The sequence below is a fragment of the Porphyrobacter sp. TH134 genome, assembly GCF_002855495.1.
Classification (GTDB): domain Bacteria; phylum Pseudomonadota; class Alphaproteobacteria; order Sphingomonadales; family Sphingomonadaceae; genus Erythrobacter.
The window spans coordinates 1-19,620 of the sequence record NZ_PKRO01000010.1 but is presented as its reverse complement, the minus strand read 5'-3'; the positions used below and the strand labels follow the sequence as shown (position 1 = coordinate 19,620).

Sequence of the window (19,620 nt, the reverse complement as noted above, 5' to 3'; positions counted from 1 at the left end):
TCACGCCGCCCACGGCCCCGTGATTGCCAGTGTCGCTGCGGGCCCATAGGCATTGACGAACAGTGTCTTGCCATCGGGCGCAAAACACGCGCCAGCCAGTTCCGTCTGTGCCGTCAGCCGCGCCAGCGTGTAAGCCTGCCCGGCGGGCGTGATGCCGCGAATGTGGTTATCGACCACATCGGTATATTGATCCTCGCACACGATCAGGTGGCCGTTGGGCGCCACGGTCAGGTTGTCGCCGTAATCGAACTGGGCCTTGCTTTCGCTTTCGAAGAACAGCTCGACCGTGTCAGGCTCGCCAGCCAGCCCTGGGGTCAGCTTGAGGATTTGCCCCAATTGCTTCGCGCCGCCGCTGGTGCAGCAGGCGAACACTTCGCTGGCGCCGCGGCTCACCCCCATGTGCAGGCCTTCCCCGCGCGCGACCAGCGCGGCGCCCTTGGCGGCGGCGCGCTGGCGCAAATCGTCCTTGGGCGCATCGACCGCGTCGAGATCGGCCCAGCGCACCGCATAGGGCCTGCCCACCGGCATGGCCGGGCTGTGCCAGTTGCGGGTGTCGGCCAGCCCTTCGACAACCATCGCCTGCAAGCGCCCGCCTTCGGCCAGGCGGCCCGGCGTCTTGGGCACGAAGCGATACAGGACCCCGTCGTCGCGGTCCTCGGTCATGTAGACATAGCCGGTCGCCGGATCGACGGCCGCCGCTTCGTGATTGAAACGGCCCATTGCCGTCAGTGGCACCGGATCAACCAGCCCGCGCGCCGACGCCGGGACTTCAAACACCCAGCCGTGATCGCGCTCCAGCCCTTCGCCGTAGGGCTGCCCGGGGCCCGTCGGCGCCTCTTCGCAGGTCAGCCAGCTGCCCCACGGCGTTACCCCGCCCGAACAATTGCGGATCGTGCCGCCAAGACTGCGAAACTGGCGTTTCACGGCGAGCGTTCGGGCGTCCAGCACAATGGTGGTGGTGCCGCCGGGCACGAATTCGCCATTCCGCTTGCCAAAGCCCTTGGCGATCGGCCCGCCCGCATCGTGGCGCGGTTGCAGCTCATGATTGCGGACCAGTGCGATCTCGCCGTTCCCCAGATCGAAGCACCCCATCCCGTCGGCGCGGTCTGGCACGGTGCCGCCATCGTCCATTGCATCGCCAAGGCGCGAGATCACGCGGTAGGAGAAACCCTCAGGCAGATCGAGCAGGCCGGCCGGGTCGGGCACGAGCGCGCCGTAACCGGTAAACCCGCTGGTGGCTGTACGGGCCGAGCCCGCAGGCGCGCCGCGCGTCACGCAGCCGCTGGCGGCAAGCGCGGCAAAAGCTGTGGCGGTCGCGCCAAGAAAGCGGCGGCGGTCGGGTGCAAAGTGGGGGGCCGGGATCATGCCCGGCGGTTTACTGGCCAGCCTCCAGCGCGGCAAGCCTTTCATCCGGGCGGACAGGCGCGCTTGCCGATTGACGCCTGCCTCAATTGCCATGCCTCAATTGAACAGCTGGCGCAGGCCCGCCGATGGGCTTAGCCTTGGGCAAAAGACAAGCAGGAGAGGACATCCATGAAAATCGAACCGGGCATGGCCGCCGTGGTCACCGGCGGCGCGAGCGGGCTGGGCAAGGCGAGCGCAAAGGCCTTTGCCGACGCCGGCATGAAGGTCGCGATCTTCGACATCAACGACGAAGCGGGTGAGGCCCACGCAGCGGCGATCGGCGGCACCTTCCACCATGTCGACATCATGGACGAGAGCTCCGTCGAGGCTGGTTTCGCCGCGGCGCGCGCCGCCCACGGGCAGGAACGCGTGACGCTGCATTGCGCGATGGCGAGCCGGCGCGGCAAGACTCTGGGGTGGGACAAGGAAGCGGGCGCTTTCAAGCGCCTCTCCACCGAAGATTACGCCTTCGGGGCCGAGGGCATTCTGGTCGCCAGCTACCGCGTTGCCAGCATCTCGGCGCTGGGGATGGCCAATGCAGAAGCGGTCAACGATGATGGCGAGCGCGGCTGCATCATCCTCACCGCCAGCGTGGCCGCGCAGGACGGGCAGATCGGTCAGGTGATCTATGGCAGTTGCAAGGCCGGGGTGAACGGGCTGGTCCTGCCGATGGCGCGCGATCTGATGGATATGGGCATCCGCGTGAATTCGGTCATGCCGGGCATCTTTGCCACCCCGCTGATGCTGGGAATGAAAGACCGCAACCCGCCGATGTGGGCGCAATTGAACGCCTCCGTCCCCTTCCCCAAGCGTCTGGGCGAGCCGGAGGAATTTGCCAGCCTCGTGCTGGAGATTGCCCGCAACAGCTACATCAATGGGCACCAGTTCCGGCTGGACGGGGCCATTCGTATGCCGCCGAAGTAGGTTCAAGATCACCGCGTCGTCATTGCGAGGAGCCGCAGGCGGAGTCGCAGACGACACAAAGTGTCACCCGGCAATCCATCAACAGACCTTTTTCGCAACTGGAACCGGCCGATCATGGATTGCTTCGCTCCGCTCGCTAGGACGAGGAGAGGCCGTAATGACCACTGCCACCAACGAATATCCCACCAAGGCTTACGGCGCGACGGCACCCGACAGCGGGGTCGGCCCGATGCAGATCACCCGGCGGGGGCTGCGCCATGACGACGTTCTGATCGAGATCAGCCACTGCGGCATCTGCCATTCCGACCTGCATTCGGCGCGCAACGACTGGGGCTTCACCACCTATCCGATCGTGCCGGGCCACGAGATCGTCGGCACTGTCAGCGCCGTTGGCGAGAGTGTCACCCGCCACAAGGTCGGCGACCGGGTGGCGATCGGCTGCATGGTCGATGCCTGCATGGCGTGCACGCACTGCGAGGCAGATCTTGAGCAATATTGCCTCGATGGCGGCATGACCGGCACCTATAACGGCCACGACCGGCATGACGGCAGCCTCACCTTCGGCGGCTATTCCGAACGGATCGTGACGCGCGAGGAATTCGTGCTGAAAGTCCCCGCCAGCCTGCCAAGCGCCGAGGCTGCGCCGCTGCTGTGCGCCGGGATCACCTCGTACTCGCCGCTGCGGACATGGAAGGTCGGCCCCGGCAGCAAGGTCGCGGTCGCGGGGCTTGGCGGGCTGGGCCACATGGGCGTCAAGCTGGCGGCGGCGATGGGGGCGGAAGTGACCGTGCTCTCGCGCTCCGAAAGCAAGCGCGCCGATGCCGAAAAGCTGGGCGCCCACGCCTTCCTCAACACCGAGGACAAGGCCGCGATGAAGGCCAAACGCGGCTATTTCGACATGGTCTTGAACACCATCCCGGTGCGCCACGATGTCGTGCCCTATCTGCACCTGCTGCGGATCGACGGGGTGCAGGTGCTGGTCGGGTTGATCGGGATGATGCCCGAACTCCACACCGGCGTGCTGCTGGGCCGCAAGGTGCTGACCGGCAGCGGGATCGGCGGGCTGGCGGAAACGCAGGAAATGCTCGATTTCTGTGCCGAGCACAACATCCTGCCCGATATCGAGGTTATCGCGATGCAGGACATCGCGGCCGCCTACGACCGGATGGAAGCGAGCGACATCAAATACCGCTTCGTCATCGACATGGAAAGCCTTCGCGCCGAGTAACATCTACCATACCTGGTATATTCATGTTTTTGCAGCATCGCATATTTCTAGTCTTTTATCAAACAAATCACTCGAATTGTAATTTGTTTCAAAGCTGCAACACAAGTTAGAAAATCTCACAAAGCAAATATTGATACGAATTGTATCGCGTACCCCAATCGGTATTGGGTTTTCTTGCTGCGGACGTGGTCCATTCGCAAGAAGAGAAGGCCAAGGCGCAGCACGCGGGCGGAACGATCCCACCTCTCTATCTGGAGCGTTCCTTATGACAGTTCGTTTTGCTTGCGCCGCTTCGGCGCTTACTCTGGCGTCTGCTCTTTCGGCCCCCGCTTTCGCGCAAGGGCCCGACAGCCTGAGCGTTGACGCCGCTGCGGCGACCGCGGTTGTGACGACCGCCCGCGGCAACAGCGACGATCCGATCGCCACGTTCGATCTCACCCCGGCGGCACCTGCCGTCGCCGCCGCACCGGGCTCCAGCGAAGTCGCGGTCAGCAGCGCGGTCATTGCCGCTGCCGCCGCCGCACAAAGCGCACCGGCCCCGCGTGACGAACGCTTCAGTGTTGTGCTGAATCAGGATGCGTTCTTCGGCTTTTACCCGACCTTCAACGGGTTGATCCCGGTCGGCGACAATGTCGATTTCAGCTTTTATGGCATCATGTGGACGACAGACGCCTTCGCGACCGCAGTTCCGGGTGCTGTCGTCCCCAATCTCGGCTCGGACCTGTGGACCGAATTCGGCATCGGCGCGAACGTCCTGCTCAATGACGGCAAGCTCCAGATCAAGCCGCAGGTCGGCCTCACCAACGGCGCCTTGTTGTCGCGCGGGGTGCGCGGCCCCAACGCCGTGCCGACCGGCACTGGCGGCAATTTTGCGGACGGCATCGTGCCGAGCCTCACCGTCAACTACGCCGACAGCACCTTCGAGGCCGAATATTACGGTGGTTACTATGCGGCGCTGACCAACCGCAATGATGCCGGCGCGCTCGACTTCCTGCACACCTGGATCAACGCAGGTTACAAGTTCAGCAGCAACGTTTCGGCCGGCGCCCATTACGAGCTGCTCAGCAACACCCGCACCAAGGGCGGCGGCACGGCCGTGGTCTACCAATGGCTTGGCCCCTATGTGCAGTTTTCGCTGAAGAAAGGCTTCTTTGCGCGTTTCACCGCCGGGGCCGATATCGAAGAAGGCGGCGACGGGGACTTCTACAAGCTCGCGGTGGGCATGTCGTTCTGACCTGACCCCAGACTGCAAGGCACCGGAAGGGGCGCTGCGACCACTCTGCGTCGCAGCGCCCCTTTTGCCGTGCGCGATGATGGCGAAATGACGTATCGCTTTCTCTCGCAGACAACGAATATGAGTATCTGCGAACTGTGGCAGGAAAGACACGCAATAAGATAATGTGAAAGCGGTGTTTCACATAACCTTTGTGCGTCCTGCCCGCTTGAACGACTATGACGCTGACGTGACGGGAACCCGACTCATCGGATAATAACTCCCGCATGCCGCGCAGGTGGAACGATCCAAACCTCTCTATGGAGCGTTCCTTATGTCCATTCGTTTTGCTTCGGCCGCATCGGCTGTCGCCTTCATCGCCTGCCTTGCCACTCCCGCTTTCGCAAGCGAGGCGGACGGCGCGGTTTCGGGCCCGGCCGAAGCCACTCAAACCCCGGAGACCGAAGACACCGCCAGCCTCATGCTGCGCGCCATCGAGCCGGTCGATCTGGCGACAGCCACCGGTCAGGACGAAGCCACGCCCGCCATCACCGTTTCGGGCGCAGCCACACTGACCACCGATTACCGCTTCCGCGGCGTGTCGCAGTCCGATGAAGGCATGGCTGTGCAAGGCGGCATCACCATCAGCCACGAAAGCGGCTTTTATGTCGGCGCGTGGGGTTCCAACCTCGCAGGCTGGGGCACCTTTGGCGGCGCCAATATGGAGCTTGATCTGATCGCGGGCTTCAAGCTGCCGGTCGGCGAAGGCACGCTCGATACCGGGCTGGTGTGGTACATGTATCCCAGCGGTGCTGACACCACTGACTTTGCCGAACTTTACGCCAAACTGTCGGGCGCGGTTGGCCCGCTCTCGCTGACCGCAGGCGTCGCCTATGCACCGAAGCAGGAAGCGCTGGGCAATGCCTTCCCGGTGGGCCGCCCTGCCGATCCGGGCGACAAGGAAGACAACCTCTACCTGTCGGGTGATGCCATTTACGGCGTTGCCGATACGCCGATCAGCTTCAAGGCGCATATCGGCTATTCGGACGGCAACCCCGGCCTTGGCCCCAATGGCACCAGCATCGCGCCGACCGGCACCTATTTCGATTGGTCGCTGGGCGCGGACCTTGTCCCGGTTTCGGGCCTGACGCTGTCGGTCGCCTATGTCGATACCGACATTTCGGAAGCCGAAGCCGCGCTGATCCGTCCCAACTTCGCCACAGTTGCAGGCGATTCGATCTCGGACGCCACGGTGGTGTTCTCCATCACCGCGTCGTTCTGATTGCGATAAACCAGCAAAGGGGCGCTCTGCCGTGCGGCGGGGCGCCCCTTTACTTTGCGTCCCCGCTTGCCGATAGGTTGCACGCCGAGACCCGATAACGGGCGCGGGCGAGCGAGAGGGATGGACATGCGGATTGCGGTTCTTGCAGCGGTTTCAGCGGCGCTGATGGTGGTGGTGCCAACCAACGCGGCGCTGGCAGGCAAGCGCTACAAGGCCACGATCACCCGCACCACTTACGGCATCCCCCATATCCAGGCGCGCGACTGGCGCGGGGTCGGTTACGGCGTCGCTTATGCCTATGCCGAGGATAACCTGTGCCTGCTGGCCGAGGAAATCGCCACTGTCGCCGGAGAACGATCGCTGCATTTCGGCCCCGAAGCCAAGGCCGTGCTCGGCTTCGAGGAGGTCGACAACCTTTCGTCTGACATCTTCTTTCGCGCAGTGATCGACCTTCCGGCCTTGCGCGCCAGCGCCAAGGCCTTGCCAGCGCGGGTGCAAATGCTGCTGGATGGTTATGTCGCAGGCTACAACCGGTTCCTGAAGGATGCGGGCGCGGATGGCATTCCCGCCGAGTGCCGCGGCAAGCCGTGGGTGCGGCCGATCACCGCTGACGATATGCTGCGGCTGAACGAAAAGCAGATGCTGCTGGCCAGTTCCCTGAACCTCGCCCCCGCCATCGCCAACGCTGCCCCGCCGGGCAGCGCGGCGCCCAAGGTGTCGATCCACCTGCCCAAGCCTGATGAACTGGGCATGGGCAGCAATGGCTGGGCTTTCGGCAGCGAGGCGACGGCGGACGGGCGCGGGCTGGTGATCGGCAATCCGCACTTCCCGTGGAAAGGCCCCAACCGCTTCTGGCAGATGCACGTCAAGGGCCCCGAAGGATACGAGGTGATGGGCGTGGGCCTTGCAGGAACGCCGCTGCCGACACTGGGCTTCAACAAGAACGTGGCTTGGACCCACACCGTCACCGAGGCACGGCATTTCACCATCTATCAGCTGACCCTCGATCCGGCCGATCCCGCCCGTTATCTGGTGGACGGGCAAAGCGAAGCGATGACCAGCCAGACCGTCACCGTGCCCATGCCCGGCGGCGCGCCTGCCGTTACCCGCACGCTGTATTCCACCCGCTTTGGCCCGGTGTTTGTCATTCCGCGGATGGGCGTCACCTGGAGTGCGACCAGCGCTTTTGCGCTGAAGGATGCCAATCGCGGCAACCAGCGCGGGATTGAGGCTTGGCTGCGCATTGGCGAGGCGAAGAACGTGGGCGAAGTGCGCGCCGCTGTCAGCGAGACGCTGGGCATTCCGTGGGTCAACACCATTGCAGCTGATCGTTATGGCGACGCGCTCCATGCCGATGTGACCGCTGTGCCGAATGTCCCGGCTGGCAAGGTGAAGGCCTGTTCGCCGCCGATTGCCGGGCTGTTTGCCGAATTCGCCGTGCTGCTCGATGGCGCGCGTGCGGTGTGCGATTGGGATGTGGCGGCCGGCACCCCTGCCCCCGGCCTGATGCCCGCGACCGATCAGGCGGCAACGCTGGCCAAGACGTGGCTGACCAATTCCAACGATAGCTACTGGATCAGCAACCCGGCGATGCCGCATCGCCAGCTCTCACCAATCCTTGGCAAATATGCGACCGCACGCAGCCTTCGGACCCGGTCGAACTTCATCGAAACGGCTGCGCTTCTGGCGGGCGGCAAGGTCGATCATGCGCGGGCGCAGGCCTTCGCCTTCGCCAATAAAAGCCTTGCTGCCGACATGGCGCTGGATGAACTTGCGGTTATCTGTGCCGCTGCCGCAGCCCCGCCCGAGGCGGCGCTGCGTGGCTGCGCTGCGCTGGCGGGCTGGGACCGCCGGTTTGAGGCGACCAGCCGCGGGGCCGCGCTGTTCCGCGCCTTCTGGGCCAAGGCGGGCAAGCTGCCCGGCCTGTGGGCTGTCCCCTTCGATGCTACCGATCCGGTTGGCACACCCCGGGGCCTTGCCACTGATGGCGCCAAGCGCGACAAATTGCTCACCGCGCTGGCCGAAGCTGTTGCCGAACTGGATGCGGCCACCATCCCGCTGGACGCCCCCTGGGGCGAGGTGCAGCGCGTGATGGCCGGCAATGACGCAATCCCGATCCACGGCGGGCCGGGCACGCTGGGCGTGCTCAACATGCAGGAGTCCGTCTCCGTCCCCGGCGGCCTCACCCCGCGCCACGGCACCAGCTATATCCAGATCGTCGGCTTCGATGACAAAGGCCCCGTTGCCGATGCGATCCTGAGCTACAGCCAGTCCACCAACCCCGCCTCCCCCCACGCTGCCGATCAGACGCGCGCCTATGCTGCCAAACAATGGCACCGCCTGCCTTTCCACCGGCAGGACATCCGGGCCGCCGCGATCAGCAAGCCCAGAAAAATCGCCGAATAAGCGGCAGGCATCCCGCAGAGGACGGCGGCGGGCTCGGCCTGGGTCTGCCCTGTGATACGAGTTGCGATCAGCAGGCCAGCCCCTTATCCCCAAGCCATGGAACCGCATGCCCCCGTCACGCGTCTGATCGCGGCCTGTTGCCGCCGCAGCGATGACCCCGGACGGCCCGAGGCGCTGGCACATCACCTGCCTGCGATCGGCGATTGGGACGAATTTTTGGCGGCGGCGGCGCGCCACCGGGTGCAGACGCAAACCTACGCGGCTTTGAAGACAAATCCCGCTGTCCCCCCACAGGTCATCGCGGCGTTGGCCGTGCGCGCGCGGACCATGCGGATGCGCGGGCTTCAGCAATTGTCGGAACTGGTGCGGGTCACGACCTTTTTGCAAGGCGCCGGCATCCCAGTGGCCGAGATCAAGGGCATGACACTGGGCGTCCTCGCCTATGGGACGACAGATCTTAAGGAAAGCGTCGATCTTGACCTGCTGGTCTCGCCAGCGGCAGCGCTGGATGCAGCGGCGCTGCTGCTCGCCAATGGCTATGCCCACAAGCAGGCCGGAACCGCGCTGCGCACGGATCAGATCCTTGCCCTTGTCCGCAACCGCAAGGATATTCCGCTGACCGGGCCGGGCAAGACCAAGCTCGAACTGCATTGGCGCCTGAGCCAAAGTGCGGGACTGCTGAAGGGGGCTGGCGAGCGGCTGGCATGGCAGAATGTCAGCGTGGCTGCTGGCCAGACCGTACCAACCCTCGCGCTGCCTGATCTGGTGTCCTATCTCGCGGTGCATGGATCGCTGAGCGATTGGGCGCGGATCAAGTGGCTGGCCGATTTCGACGCTGTGTTCCGGCACGCGAGCGAAGCGCAGAAATACGAGTGGATCGCGCACGCCGGCACGCTTGGGGCAGAGCGATGTCTGCAATATGCAGTCGCTGTCGGCGCGCAGGTGATCGGGCCTTACGACGATGATGCCAGCTGCAGGCTTGCGCACCGCTTTGCCAGCGCGCCCCGCACGCGGCGCACCCTTGCGCACGGGCTGCGGTCTGTCGCAGCGCCCTATCCCGCGCTGCCTGCGACGCTGACTCAGAAAGTATCGGCAGCGCGCGCGGATTTCGCCAGCAAACTGCCGCTCTATCCGCGCCTCATTGATGCCAGGGGCCTGGTTCGGCCCTATCTCTTTGTCGAAAAGGACATCTTGCGGTTCCCCCTGCCCGCCCGCCTGCGGTATCTTTATCCCTTGCTGCGCGCGGTTATCTGGATCGGGGACCAGTTGGCGCGCGGGACGCGCAAGCTGCCGGCCGCTCAGCTGAAATGAGCCGCTCTGCCCCCAGCGCCGAAGACGACCTGCCGTCTTCGCACAAGGTCGATGCCCTGCGCACAACGCGGGAGCTTATCGCCCGCGTGCGGGAGGTCAGCGCAAACAGCATCATCCGCATTCTGGCATTGATGATGCTGGGCGCGGTGTTCGACAGCGCCGGGCTGTTGCTGCTGCTGCCGATCCTCTCAATCTTGGTGGAGGCGCCCGCGCCGGGCGGGCTTTCGGGCTGGCTGGACGCTGCCGGGTTCAGCGAGTTGCCGCAGCAGCTGGCGGTGCTGCTGGCCGCCTTCGTGATCGCGGGCCTGCTGCGCGCGCAGGTTGCGCACGCGCGCGACACCAGCGTGGCGGCGTTTCAGGCCGATTTTGCCATGACCGAACGGGCCGACCTGATCGGCCGCATCGCCGCGACGCGCTGGGCCGATATCGCGCTGATCGGTCATGCCCGTGTGGCCAATGCCGTTGTCACGGACATCGACCGGGCCAGCAGCGCGGTTTATCTGCTGCTGCGCATTGCGATCGCGGCCCTGACCCTCATCACATTGCTGGCCGTGGCGGTTTCGCTTTCGGCCCAGCTCACCCTGTTGGCCGGGATCATGTTCGTGCTGGGCGCTGCTTTTGTCGGGCGCAATTGGCGCGGCGCACTCAGCCTTGGCAGCGGAGCGCGCCGCGCAATGCTGGCGATGCATGCCACCACGGCGGGCTTCATGGACGGGCTGAAGACTGCGATGAGCGAAAACTCGCAAGGCGTGTTCCTGCGCCAAGCGGGCCAGATTCTGGAGCAGGCGCGTGCCAACGCCGTCAATCAGCAAGTGGCCCAATCCCGGTCCCGCCGTCTGTTTACATCGGCCACCACGCTGTTTGCCGCCGCACTGGTGGGCGGCGGGGTGATGCTGGGCATCCCGACAACCACGCTGATTGCCGTAATCATCGTGATCGCCCGCATGGCCGCGCCGACCCTGCTGCTCCAGCAGACGATCCAGTCCTATCTTTTTGCCCTCCCGAGCTTTGCTGCAATCCGGTCGCTGCACGCGGAAATCGGTCGGCAGCCCCCAGCACTTCAGAACGCCGCTGACGCCAGCCTTGCGATCGGCCCGATCCGTTTTGACAAGGCGGTGTACCGGCATCATCCCGGCGGCGGGGTCGGCCCGATCAGTCTGGTTATCCATCCCGGTCAGATCGTCGGGATCCAGGGCGCATCGGGCTCTGGCAAAACCACGTTTCTCGATCTGCTGACCGGGCTGATCGAACCGCAAGCGGGCACCGTTACGGTCGGTGCTATCGCGCCCTATGGCGCCGAGGGTGCGGCATGGCGCAGCACGCTGGCCTATCAGAGCCAGTCGACCTTCCAGATCAACGATACGGTCAGGGCAAACCTGCTCTTGTCGGGCGCGGCCGGGCTGGCCGATGCTGACATGTGGCGCGCGCTGGAACTGGTCTGCATGGACGATATCGTTCGGCGGCTTCCCGGCGGTCTTGATGGCACCATGGGCGAAGTGGGCGCGACCCTGTCGGGCGGAGAACGCCAGCGGATTGCGCTCGCCCGCGGGTTGCTGCGCCGGCCGCAGGTGCTGATCCTTGATGAGGCGCTGGCTGCGGTCGACATCCCGGCCGAACACCGCATCCTCGGCAATATCCGCAAGGCCATGCCCGGGCTGACCATGGTGATCGTCGCGCACCGGCCGGAAAGCCTGGCCCTGTGCGATACAATCCTGACGTTCCGGCAGGGCCTGATCGTCGGTGACCCTAGTTCGGGATGAGGGCGGTGAACCCTGCCGCAATCGCCGGAGCGCCGAGCAGGATGAAGCACCCGATCACCACCTCGATCCCGCGGCGCACCGGCATCCGGCCCGACAGCATCATCAACCCCACAGTGGCAACCGCCAGCACACACAGGGTTACAGAAAGCGTGCCAAACAGGGTCTGACCCATCCAGCCCGCCGCCTCGCCAAGCGGCGAATAGAGCGGCGGGTCGAGCAAGGCCGTGGCCGGGGCTGCGCTCATCCTTCGCGCACCATGATTTCGGACACGCGGCGTTTGCCTGCGTTCCGTTCAAGCTGCACGAACACATCGACACTTTCGCGCACATAATGACGCACATCATCGCGCGACAGCCGGGAGCCAGCCTGAAGCACCAGCAAGACCAGCTGCTCGATCGCGCGGCGCGGCGTGTCGGCGTGGATTGTGGTCATCGAACCGGGGTGTCCGGTGTTGACTGCGCGCAGGAACGTGAACGCTTCCACCCCGCGCAGTTCGCCCAGAATGATCCGGTCGGGCCGCATCCGCAGCGCCGCGATCAGCAAGTCTTCGGCGCTGACAGCAGCTTCGGACAAGTGGCCGCGCGCGGCGATCAACCCCACCGCGTTGGCATGATTGACCCGCAGTTCTTCGGTGTCCTCGATCAGGATCAGACGCTCGTGGGCAGGGATTTCGGCCAGCAGGGCATTAAGGAAGGTGGTCTTGCCGGTCGACGTTCCGCCCGACACCAGGATGTTGCGGCGGGCCCGTACGGCCTCGCTGAGATAGGTGGCCGCTTCGGCACCGGCCAGTGTGCGATAGGCCGGATCGCCAGCCGGCGCTGCCTTGGCCGCGCTCAGCCCGTCAAACGCGCCGGCATCGGTCCAGTCGCTCAGCGCCAGATCCGAGGCGACGTGCCGGCGGATGGCAAAGGCATAGCCCGACCGCGTCGCAGGCGGCGCAACCACCTGCACGCGCGAGCCATCGGCAAGGCTGGCCGCCAGCAGCGGCTGCGCGCGGCTGATGCCCTGCGATGCCCGGGCCGCAATCTGCCGGGCCAGCCGGCCAAGCAGCTTTTCATCAAGCAAGGGCTCATGATGGCATTCGGTTGCCCCGCCCAGCGTCTCGACCCAGATTTCATGGGGACGATTGATCCAGATATCGGTCACATCCTCGCGGGCCAGCCAGGGCGCGAGGGGCGCGAGAAAGCTGTCGAGGTAGTAGCCGGTGTCCGCCATCATGGATCGACGTTCGAAAAATCAAGATCGCGCGCGACGAACACGGACAAGCTGGTGCCTTGCCGCACCTTCAGCGTCGGCTGGATCTGCTGTTGTTCGCTGCCCCCGATCGTTTGCGAGCTGCCCGGAAGCGCGACGATGAGGCCATCGGTCACCTGCCGGGTCGCCACGCCCACGCCGATATCAAGCACCGATTGCAGGATCGCTCCGCCAAAGCGCTGAAAGAACTTGTTGTCGACCTTGCCCTTCACACCGGCCCGGCCCAGCGGATCGGATGCGGGAGAATCCAGCTCGATGGTGACGCCGTCGGGCCGCAGCAGACGCAGCCATTGGACCGATGCCCGGCGCTGGCCCACCGTAAGATCGGCCTTGTATTCCCCGTAAAGGCGGCTGCCACGCGGGATCAGGACGCGGCTGCCATCAAAGGCATGGACATTGCGCTGCACCAGCCCGCGCACGGGGCCGGGGCGGGTCGAATCCAGCGCGGTTTCCAGCACCGCCGGGATCACCGTACCGCGCGGCACGGTGTGGGACGGGTTGCTCAGCCGCCGCGCGGTCACCCGGTCCGCGGTCGATGCTGCCGCTGCCCCATTGCCGCGCTGCCGGCCATTGGCTTGTTCAAAGGCCTGATCGAAGCTGGGGCCGGACGATGACGGCGGGGCTGACGGCGCCGCCGGAGGGGGCGGCAGAGGCGGCGGGATGTAGCCCTGCGGCGGCACATAGCGCGGGTAATCCTGCGGGGCCGAACGGCGCGGCGCAGGCGGCAACAGATCCGCCCGATTGGCCGGATTGGCCCGGCGTTGCAGCAGAACGGGCGCATCATCACGGGTATAGGAGGGGATATCCAGCGGCGGGGCCGCGGCAATCCGTCCCTGATTGGTTTCAGAGCCGATCGTCGTCCGGGGAGACTGGAGCGCGGCGCGTTCCGCGTTCAGCGCAGAAAACAGCATGGCCCCGCCCGCCACCAGCACCACGCCGAACAGGATGGGCCCCCAATTGCCTGGCGCCGTCAGCGGAACGACGGGCCGTCCATCATCGCCCGGTGGTTGCGGCGCGGGATCCTTCGCGGTCATTGTGCGCCCCCGGCGCTGGCGGCGCGCACGGCCCGGGCGTTATCCTTGTCGATCCGGAACACGAGTTCGGGATAGACCCGGTCAATCACGAACAGATCGCCGCGCATATAGCCGTTCACCGCTTCTTCCTCGCCCGTCGGCCCGATCGCGAATATCGCAGGCAGGGACTGGTCGTCGGCAAAGGCAATACTGGTGCGCGACCCGTCGTCAGACACGGCTAGCGGAAACACCGAGCGATCGCCCTTGAGCCGGTAGGTCCAGACATTCCCGGCAGGTGCCGCCTCTGCCCCCGCCGCGCTGGGCTTGTCACCCCCGCCATAGGTAAAGCGGACAAGATAGGCAGCCAGCAGGCTGTTTTCGGTATGAACCCGGAAAGGGTAGCTGCGCCGATCCGTCCTGACGCGCACCCTCACACCATCAAGATCGTTTTGCGGCAACAGCAGGATACTGTCCCCTTGCGCCGATATCTGCGCGGTGAGGCGCTGTTCGTCCTCGATGGCGACCTGCACCACCTTTTCGCCCGGTTCGAACATGACGGTAAGCCCGGTGCGCGGCATGGCGGTCAGTGTCACTTCGCGCGCCTCGATCCATCCGATCGTCTGAAGCCGCGGATCAGTGCTCTCCGCGCGCGGCAGGACTTGCGCGGTTGCCGCGGCGGGCAAAACCATCAGCCCTATCAGGCTGCACGCGATCACGGGCCGGATCATTGGCCCGGCACGCCAACGGCCTGCACAGGCGCGGCGCGCGCGGCGCGCTCTGCGGCGGATACCTGCGCTTCGAGCGCGGCGTCGACTTCCGGCAGCCGTTCCGGGTCGCGCCGATAACGGCTCACCTGAAAGCCCAGCGGATTGAGCATCCGGTCAGCCTCGCTCATTGCCGCGTCGCTGAACCCGTAATTGATGACCGAGGCCCAGTATTCCGGCGGCATCTGAGTGCCTCCGCGATCGGTGCGAATGGTCGTGAAGCGGACCAGCGAGCTTTTGGCATTGAGTGACGACACGCTGCGGATTTCCACCTTGATCGCACTGCCGCTGGGCAGCGATGCCAGCGGGCTTTGCGGATTGCTGGCCTGCATCTGGTTGATGTAGCGCTTGCGCTCATCCCCCGTGGTCCACAAGGTGACCTTCCGGTAATCCTCCTGCAAGCTGTCGGGATAGAAGCTTTCCCGCGCCACCACATATTGCACCAGAAACGACCGGGTCAGCGCGGCATCGGGCGTAATGGTGGCAGCATCCAGCGGCGCCAAGGCCTCGACATGGCCGGTCTGGCGGTCGACCAGCAGCGTATAGGGCTCAACGGTCTTGAGCGGCATCAGGACGACCAGCGCGATCCCTTCAAGCAGCGCAATCGCAGCGGCGACCGAAGCGGCAATCCAGCCGCGCCGGGCGGAGCGTTCTGCCGCATCGGTGACGCTCCATGCCCAGCTGTCAGCGACTTCGATATCGGCCGGGTCGAGGTGTTCCGGAGCGTTCATGCGCGGCTATCCCTGCTGCGCGAGGCCAGCGATCCGCGCGGTTCTGTCCGTCTGAAGGAATCGCCCAGCCGCTGGCCTTGGCCCGGCGATGGCGCGGGGCCGCCCTGCCCCCCGGAGGCGGCGCCGTCGCCGCGCAGATTATTGCTCAAAGCGGCCGATGTCTGGCGCTGCATATCGCGTCTTTCCTCACGCTGGATCAGTGTTTGAACGCTGTCCGCGATCCGCTGGGCCCGGCCCGTCCGGCCATTGTCCGAAGGACCGGCCATGGCGGTCTCGATCGATGGGGCGCGGGTCATGGGTATGGCCGGAAGCGTAAGGCCGGGGAAGGTCGGCCAGCCTTTGTAAAACGCCACCTTGGACAAGGCGGCGATCATCGCGAACTGCAAGACGCCAAACGCCAACGTGATGGCGAACAGTTCCAGCGGGGTGGCGGGCGTGGCATAGCCCAGCGCGCGCACTTTGAGCGCATCGGTAATCCACGGCTCCAACACGGTCAGTTGCACCGTCAAGACCACGCTCGCCCCCAGCGTACCCAGCATCGCCAGCACCAGCCCGCGCAGCCAACCGGCGAAAATCCCGCGGCTTGCATCGAACAGTAACAGGCCTGCCATGATCGGAGCGAGCGCCAGCAGCAGGCCGGCCAGCAAGCGCAGCAGCCCGATGGTGCCAATCGTGCTGGCAAGAAACAGCAAACGCGACCAGCCAAAAGCCGCGTCTTCCTGAAGCGAGCTACCCGCGAAAGTCGCGCCGGTGGGCTGATTGTTGAGGGACGCTCCGGACGCGCGGCCCGTGCCGGTGTCGATCATCGCGACAATGCCGTTATCAGCGCTTTGCAGCCGGGTTATCAGCGGCCGCGTTTCCTCGCCAAGAGGGTTGACGATGAACGTCGCCAGCTCAGCCGGACCATCCACCACGACATTGTAAACCACAGTGCGAAAGGCGGGCCACGAAAAGGCCAGCGTCACCACGATGCCGATCTTGATCACATCCAGCACCGTATCGCGCATACCGGGCGGCGGGCCGAACATCAGCCGGATGCCAAAGAATGCAACGAACACCGTCAGCGCCACAGTCGCCACCACACCCGCGGGCGATCCCGGCTGCGCGAGCGCCTGATAGCCAAAGCTGCCGATGACCTGCGCCTGGCAATCAATGTGCGCAATCACCCGGGCCAGAAAGATATCGCCGGTGACAATGGCAGGACAGGCCATCAGGCGGCCTTCTCGATCAGCAGCTGCATCCAGCGATCAGGATCAGGGCCGGTGGTTTTCACCAGTTCATCAAACAACCGCACTGTGCTTTCGCGCCCCGACAGGATCGTCAGCAAATCCTGCTCGCCCGTGAGGTTGAGCCGCGCGACCACGCTTTCGCGGCCGTGGCGGATCAGGAAACAGTGCGAATTGTCAGGCAGGGTACGCACCAGTTCAAACTCGTGGCGGCTCAGCCCGAACCCGTTGATATAATCTTCGGCGCGGGCCTTGGGATTGATCATGAAGATCTGGGTGGCGGCCTGCTCGATAATTGCGCTGGAGATGCGGCTTTCCAGCGCGTCCTGCGCGCTTTGTGTGGCAAATCCGACGATCCCGTTGCGCTTGCGGATGGTTTTTTCCCAGTCCTTGATGCGGCGCACGAACACCTCATCATCCAGCGCTTTCCACCCTTCATCAATGACGATGATCGCAGGCGTCCCGTCCAGCCGCTGTTCGACCCGGTGGAAGAAATAGAACATCGCCGGCGTGCGCACGGCCGGGTTGTCGAGAATGGCGGTCATGTCGAAACCCACAGTCTCGGCCGAAAGATCGGTGGTGTCGGTTTCGTTGTCGAACAGCCAGGCACGCTCGCCTTCGCCCCACCACGGCTTGAGGCGCGCGTACAGATCATCGGCGAGCGGGCGATCGCCGCCGCGAAACAGTTCGACCAGATAGCGCAGCCGCCGCCGGGTGGGGGGCTGGGCAAAGCTGGTGTCGATGGCATCGCCGATGTGATCGAGTTCGGCGGTCGATGCCCCCCCGGCCAGCAAGGACAGCCATTCGCTCAGGAACTGGCGGTTTTCCGGCGTATCATCCAGTTGCAGCGGGTTGAGCCCGGCAGGCGTTCCGGGGTTGAGGCGATCATAATGGCCGCCGATCGCGCGGATAAACAATTCCGCGCCGCGATCCTTGTCGAAGAAGATCACCCGCGGCGAAAACCGGCGGGCCTGTGCCAGCAGGAAGTTCATCACCACGGTCTTGCCCGACCCCGACGGGCCGATAACGGTGAAATTGCCCAGATCATTGTGGTGAAAGTTGAAGAAATAAGGCCCCGCCGCCGTCGTCTCAAACAGCGTGACCGCCTCACCCCAGTGATTGCCGCCAGCTTTGCCGACCGGGAAATTGTGCAGACTGGCAAGCCCCGCAAAGTTGCGGGTGGAGACCAGCCCGCGCCGGGCAATGTAGCGGAAATTGCCGGGGAATTGCGCCCAGAAGGTCGGCTCCAGCGCCAGATCCTCGCGCACGGCATTGATGCCGAGGTCGGACAACAGCGCGATGACTTCGGCAACCTGATTGTCCAGCGCGCCCAGATCCTCGCTGTGAACCGCAATCGTGGTGTGATGTTCGCCAAACTTGGCGCGGCCCGCTGCGACCTGATCCTTGGCCGAGGCCAGCTCATCGCGCAGCGACAGCGCATCATCTTCGGCCGAACGCATCCGGCGCAGCGCCAGATCCATCTGGCCCAGCGCCGCGCGTTGTTCGACAAAGGCAAAGCTCTGCGACACGGTGAGATCGAAGGGCAGGCGGTACAATTCATCGAACATGCCCGGCATCGTCTGGCCGGGGTAATCCTTGATCGAAACCAGCGCCACAAACCGCCGGGGATGGGGCGCGCTTTGGCCCAGTTCGACCGTATCCCTGCCAAAGCTGATGCGCCGCGCAGGAATGTGGTGCCCGATATCGCCATGCGGCATGGCCAGCGGCTTCATCTCGCCGTTGAACAGGTAGGACAGAAACTCGACCATTTCCGAACGCCGCCCGTGCGCGGTGTCATAGGCGCTCAGCAACTGCGGATCATAAGGGCCGAGCGCCGCCATCAGCGCCTCACGCGCCTTGTCGAGCGCGCGTTTCTCCTCAGCCCGGCGAAGCGCGCGCTGCGCCGAGGTCCGGCCGAGCCAGGTGCCAACCCGCTCGGCCAGCCCGACACGGCCTTGCAACGGGCGCCGCACAATCGTGAGAAACAGGTCGTTGACATACAACTGGCGCCCCGCCAGCCGGTCGCGCCAGCGTTCATCCAAGCCGGCCGAAAAGGCATCGGGAAAACTGCCATGCAGCGCGACTTCCGCACGGCGCCGGCAGACGTGGTGATAGATGGCAAACCGCGATGACCCGAGCGTTTGCAGCATCGCATCGCGCAGCGCCGCGCGGTAATTCAACTCGCCCGATTCCGCGGTTTCAAACAGCAACCCGCGCAGCCGGATCGTTTGCAGCAGCAATCCGTCACGCGTTTCGATGGTCACATCGTCAATATGCCGGGCGAATGGCAGGTGCACACCCGCCGGCGTTTCACGCGCGGCGAGTTTGGGGTCGCGGGCAACAGCTGGCCGGATCAGGGGCGGTACGAATTGCATCGCCACAAACCGTAATTGCGCACCCGCGGACAATGCCGCACCCGGCTGATCCACAGATCGAAAAAGCGCGGTTCCCGCAAAGACAGGATCATGCCGACCCCGTGGATCGCCAGCGCTGCGGGCAAGACCCAAAAGCTGCGGAAAATCAGAAACAGCTCCAGCCCGATGACAAGGTTGATCACGAAAAAGGAATAGGTGACCCCGGCAAACATCTGTGGCCGTGTCAACGCGACGAACAAGGTGTCCTGACGAATCTGCTCGTCCATCAAAGATCCGTACCCCCCCATCCCCGTTAGGCACTCTTACTGCGCAAAACGGCCACCGAAGGCAACCACCATCCGATCCGGCGGTGCTGTGCCAGCATGCGGATCGTGCTGCCGATAGGCTCCAAATTTCAGCATTGTGGCAAAAATCGCGTTACAAGTTGCATGAAATGTGTAGTTTTGCGTAGGGACGTAAGGGTAAGTTTTAAGGGGGGGTTCGAAGTCATGAATTCACGAAAATTTGTTGCATCCGTGGCGCTGATGTCAGCCGCATTGGCCGCCGGGACCCCGGCCCAAGCAGGGTATTTGCCCTTCATCGGTGAAATCATCCCTTACGGAATGAATTTTTGCCCGCGCGGCTGGGTGCCGGCTGTCGTTGCCCCTTAATTCCCGGACAGTTCCTCACTGGTTGATTGGGTGATGTATTCGCGCGGGGCGAGATAGCCAAGGGCGCGATGCGGGTGGA

16 protein-coding genes are annotated in these 19,620 nt (G+C 64.6%); 7 read left to right on the top strand and 9 right to left on the bottom strand.

What is annotated here, in order from left to right; all coding sequences use genetic code 11:
• A complete protein-coding gene (locus C0V72_RS06450) occupies positions 1-1,365 on the bottom strand; it encodes an alkaline phosphatase PhoX (protein ID WP_101792408.1) in 1,365 nt (454 codons plus the stop codon).
• A gap of 168 nt (positions 1,366-1,533) precedes the next feature.
• Here C0V72_RS06450 and C0V72_RS06445 point away from each other — a divergent pair, with 168 nt between their 5' ends.
• From C0V72_RS06445 to C0V72_RS06415, 7 genes are all read left to right on the top strand, one after another.
• Positions 1,534-2,328 (top strand): SDR family oxidoreductase, encoded by a 795-nt coding sequence (locus C0V72_RS06445; RefSeq protein ID WP_101792407.1) that lies wholly within the window; start codon positions 1,534-1,536, stop codon positions 2,326-2,328.
• Between the two features lie 157 nt (positions 2,329-2,485).
• On the top strand, positions 2,486-3,556 hold the full coding sequence (locus C0V72_RS06440; RefSeq protein WP_101792406.1) for an NAD(P)-dependent alcohol dehydrogenase: 1,071 nt from the start codon (positions 2,486-2,488) through the stop codon (positions 3,554-3,556).
• Positions 3,557-3,821: 265 nt separating this feature from the next.
• Positions 3,822-4,790: a DUF6733 family protein gene (locus C0V72_RS06435; protein WP_101792405.1), complete on the top strand. Its 969-nt coding sequence runs from the start codon at positions 3,822-3,824 to the stop codon at positions 4,788-4,790.
• Between the two features lie 460 nt (positions 4,791-5,250).
• Positions 5,251-6,051 (top strand): TorF family putative porin, encoded by an 801-nt coding sequence (locus tag C0V72_RS06430; RefSeq protein WP_442792564.1) that lies wholly within the window; start codon positions 5,251-5,253, stop codon positions 6,049-6,051.
• A 126-nt stretch (positions 6,052-6,177) separates the two neighbouring features.
• Complete coding sequence (locus C0V72_RS06425) at positions 6,178-8,457, top strand: penicillin acylase family protein (protein ID WP_101792587.1); 2,280 nt, start codon at positions 6,178-6,180, stop codon at positions 8,455-8,457.
• A 96-nt stretch (positions 8,458-8,553) separates the two neighbouring features.
• Positions 8,554-9,768: a nucleotidyltransferase family protein gene (locus C0V72_RS06420; RefSeq protein WP_101792403.1), complete on the top strand. Its 1,215-nt coding sequence runs from the start codon at positions 8,554-8,556 to the stop codon at positions 9,766-9,768.
• Positions 9,765-11,528 (top strand): ATP-binding cassette domain-containing protein, encoded by a 1,764-nt coding sequence (locus tag C0V72_RS06415; protein WP_101792402.1) that lies wholly within the window; start codon positions 9,765-9,767, stop codon positions 11,526-11,528. The genes C0V72_RS06420 and C0V72_RS06415 overlap by 4 nt, the downstream gene beginning before the upstream one ends.
• Here the strand turns inward: C0V72_RS06415 and C0V72_RS06410 are convergent.
• Genes C0V72_RS06410 through C0V72_RS06375 form a run of 8 tightly spaced genes read right to left on the bottom strand, consistent with a single transcriptional unit; the run spans position 11,515 to position 19,157 of the window.
• A complete protein-coding gene (locus tag C0V72_RS06410; RefSeq protein ID WP_101792401.1) occupies positions 11,515-11,772 on the bottom strand; it encodes a TrbC/VirB2 family protein in 258 nt (85 codons plus the stop codon). The two genes, C0V72_RS06415 and C0V72_RS06410, sit on opposite strands and share 14 nt — an antisense overlap.
• A complete protein-coding gene (virB11, locus tag C0V72_RS06405) occupies positions 11,769-12,743 on the bottom strand; it encodes a P-type DNA transfer ATPase VirB11 (protein ID WP_101792400.1) in 975 nt (324 codons plus the stop codon). Before virB11 ends, C0V72_RS06410 begins: the two co-directional genes overlap by 4 nt.
• A complete protein-coding gene (locus C0V72_RS06400) occupies positions 12,743-13,816 on the bottom strand; it encodes a TrbI/VirB10 family protein (protein ID WP_233999821.1) in 1,074 nt (357 codons plus the stop codon). Before C0V72_RS06400 ends, virB11 begins: the two co-directional genes overlap by 1 nt.
• Positions 13,813-14,523: a TrbG/VirB9 family P-type conjugative transfer protein gene (locus tag C0V72_RS06395; RefSeq protein ID WP_101792399.1), complete on the bottom strand. Its 711-nt coding sequence runs from the start codon at positions 14,521-14,523 to the stop codon at positions 13,813-13,815. Before C0V72_RS06395 ends, C0V72_RS06400 begins: the two co-directional genes overlap by 4 nt.
• The gene (locus tag C0V72_RS06390) at positions 14,520-15,290 is read right to left on the bottom strand and encodes a virB8 family protein (protein ID WP_101792398.1); all 771 of its coding nucleotides are present in this window, start codon (positions 15,288-15,290) and stop codon (positions 14,520-14,522) included. Before C0V72_RS06390 ends, C0V72_RS06395 begins: the two co-directional genes overlap by 4 nt.
• Entirely contained in the window at positions 15,287-16,501 is a 1,215-nt protein-coding gene (locus C0V72_RS06385; protein WP_101792397.1) for a type IV secretion system protein, read from the bottom strand. Before C0V72_RS06385 ends, C0V72_RS06390 begins: the two co-directional genes overlap by 4 nt.
• The gene (locus tag C0V72_RS06380) at positions 16,501-18,891 is read right to left on the bottom strand and encodes a VirB4 family type IV secretion/conjugal transfer ATPase (RefSeq protein ID WP_101792396.1); all 2,391 of its coding nucleotides are present in this window, start codon (positions 18,889-18,891) and stop codon (positions 16,501-16,503) included. Before C0V72_RS06380 ends, C0V72_RS06385 begins: the two co-directional genes overlap by 1 nt.
• A complete protein-coding gene (locus C0V72_RS06375) occupies positions 18,870-19,157 on the bottom strand; it encodes a type IV secretion system protein VirB3 (RefSeq protein WP_101792395.1) in 288 nt (95 codons plus the stop codon). The genes C0V72_RS06380 and C0V72_RS06375 overlap by 22 nt, the downstream gene beginning before the upstream one ends.
• Positions 19,158-19,620 lie beyond the last annotated feature (463 nt).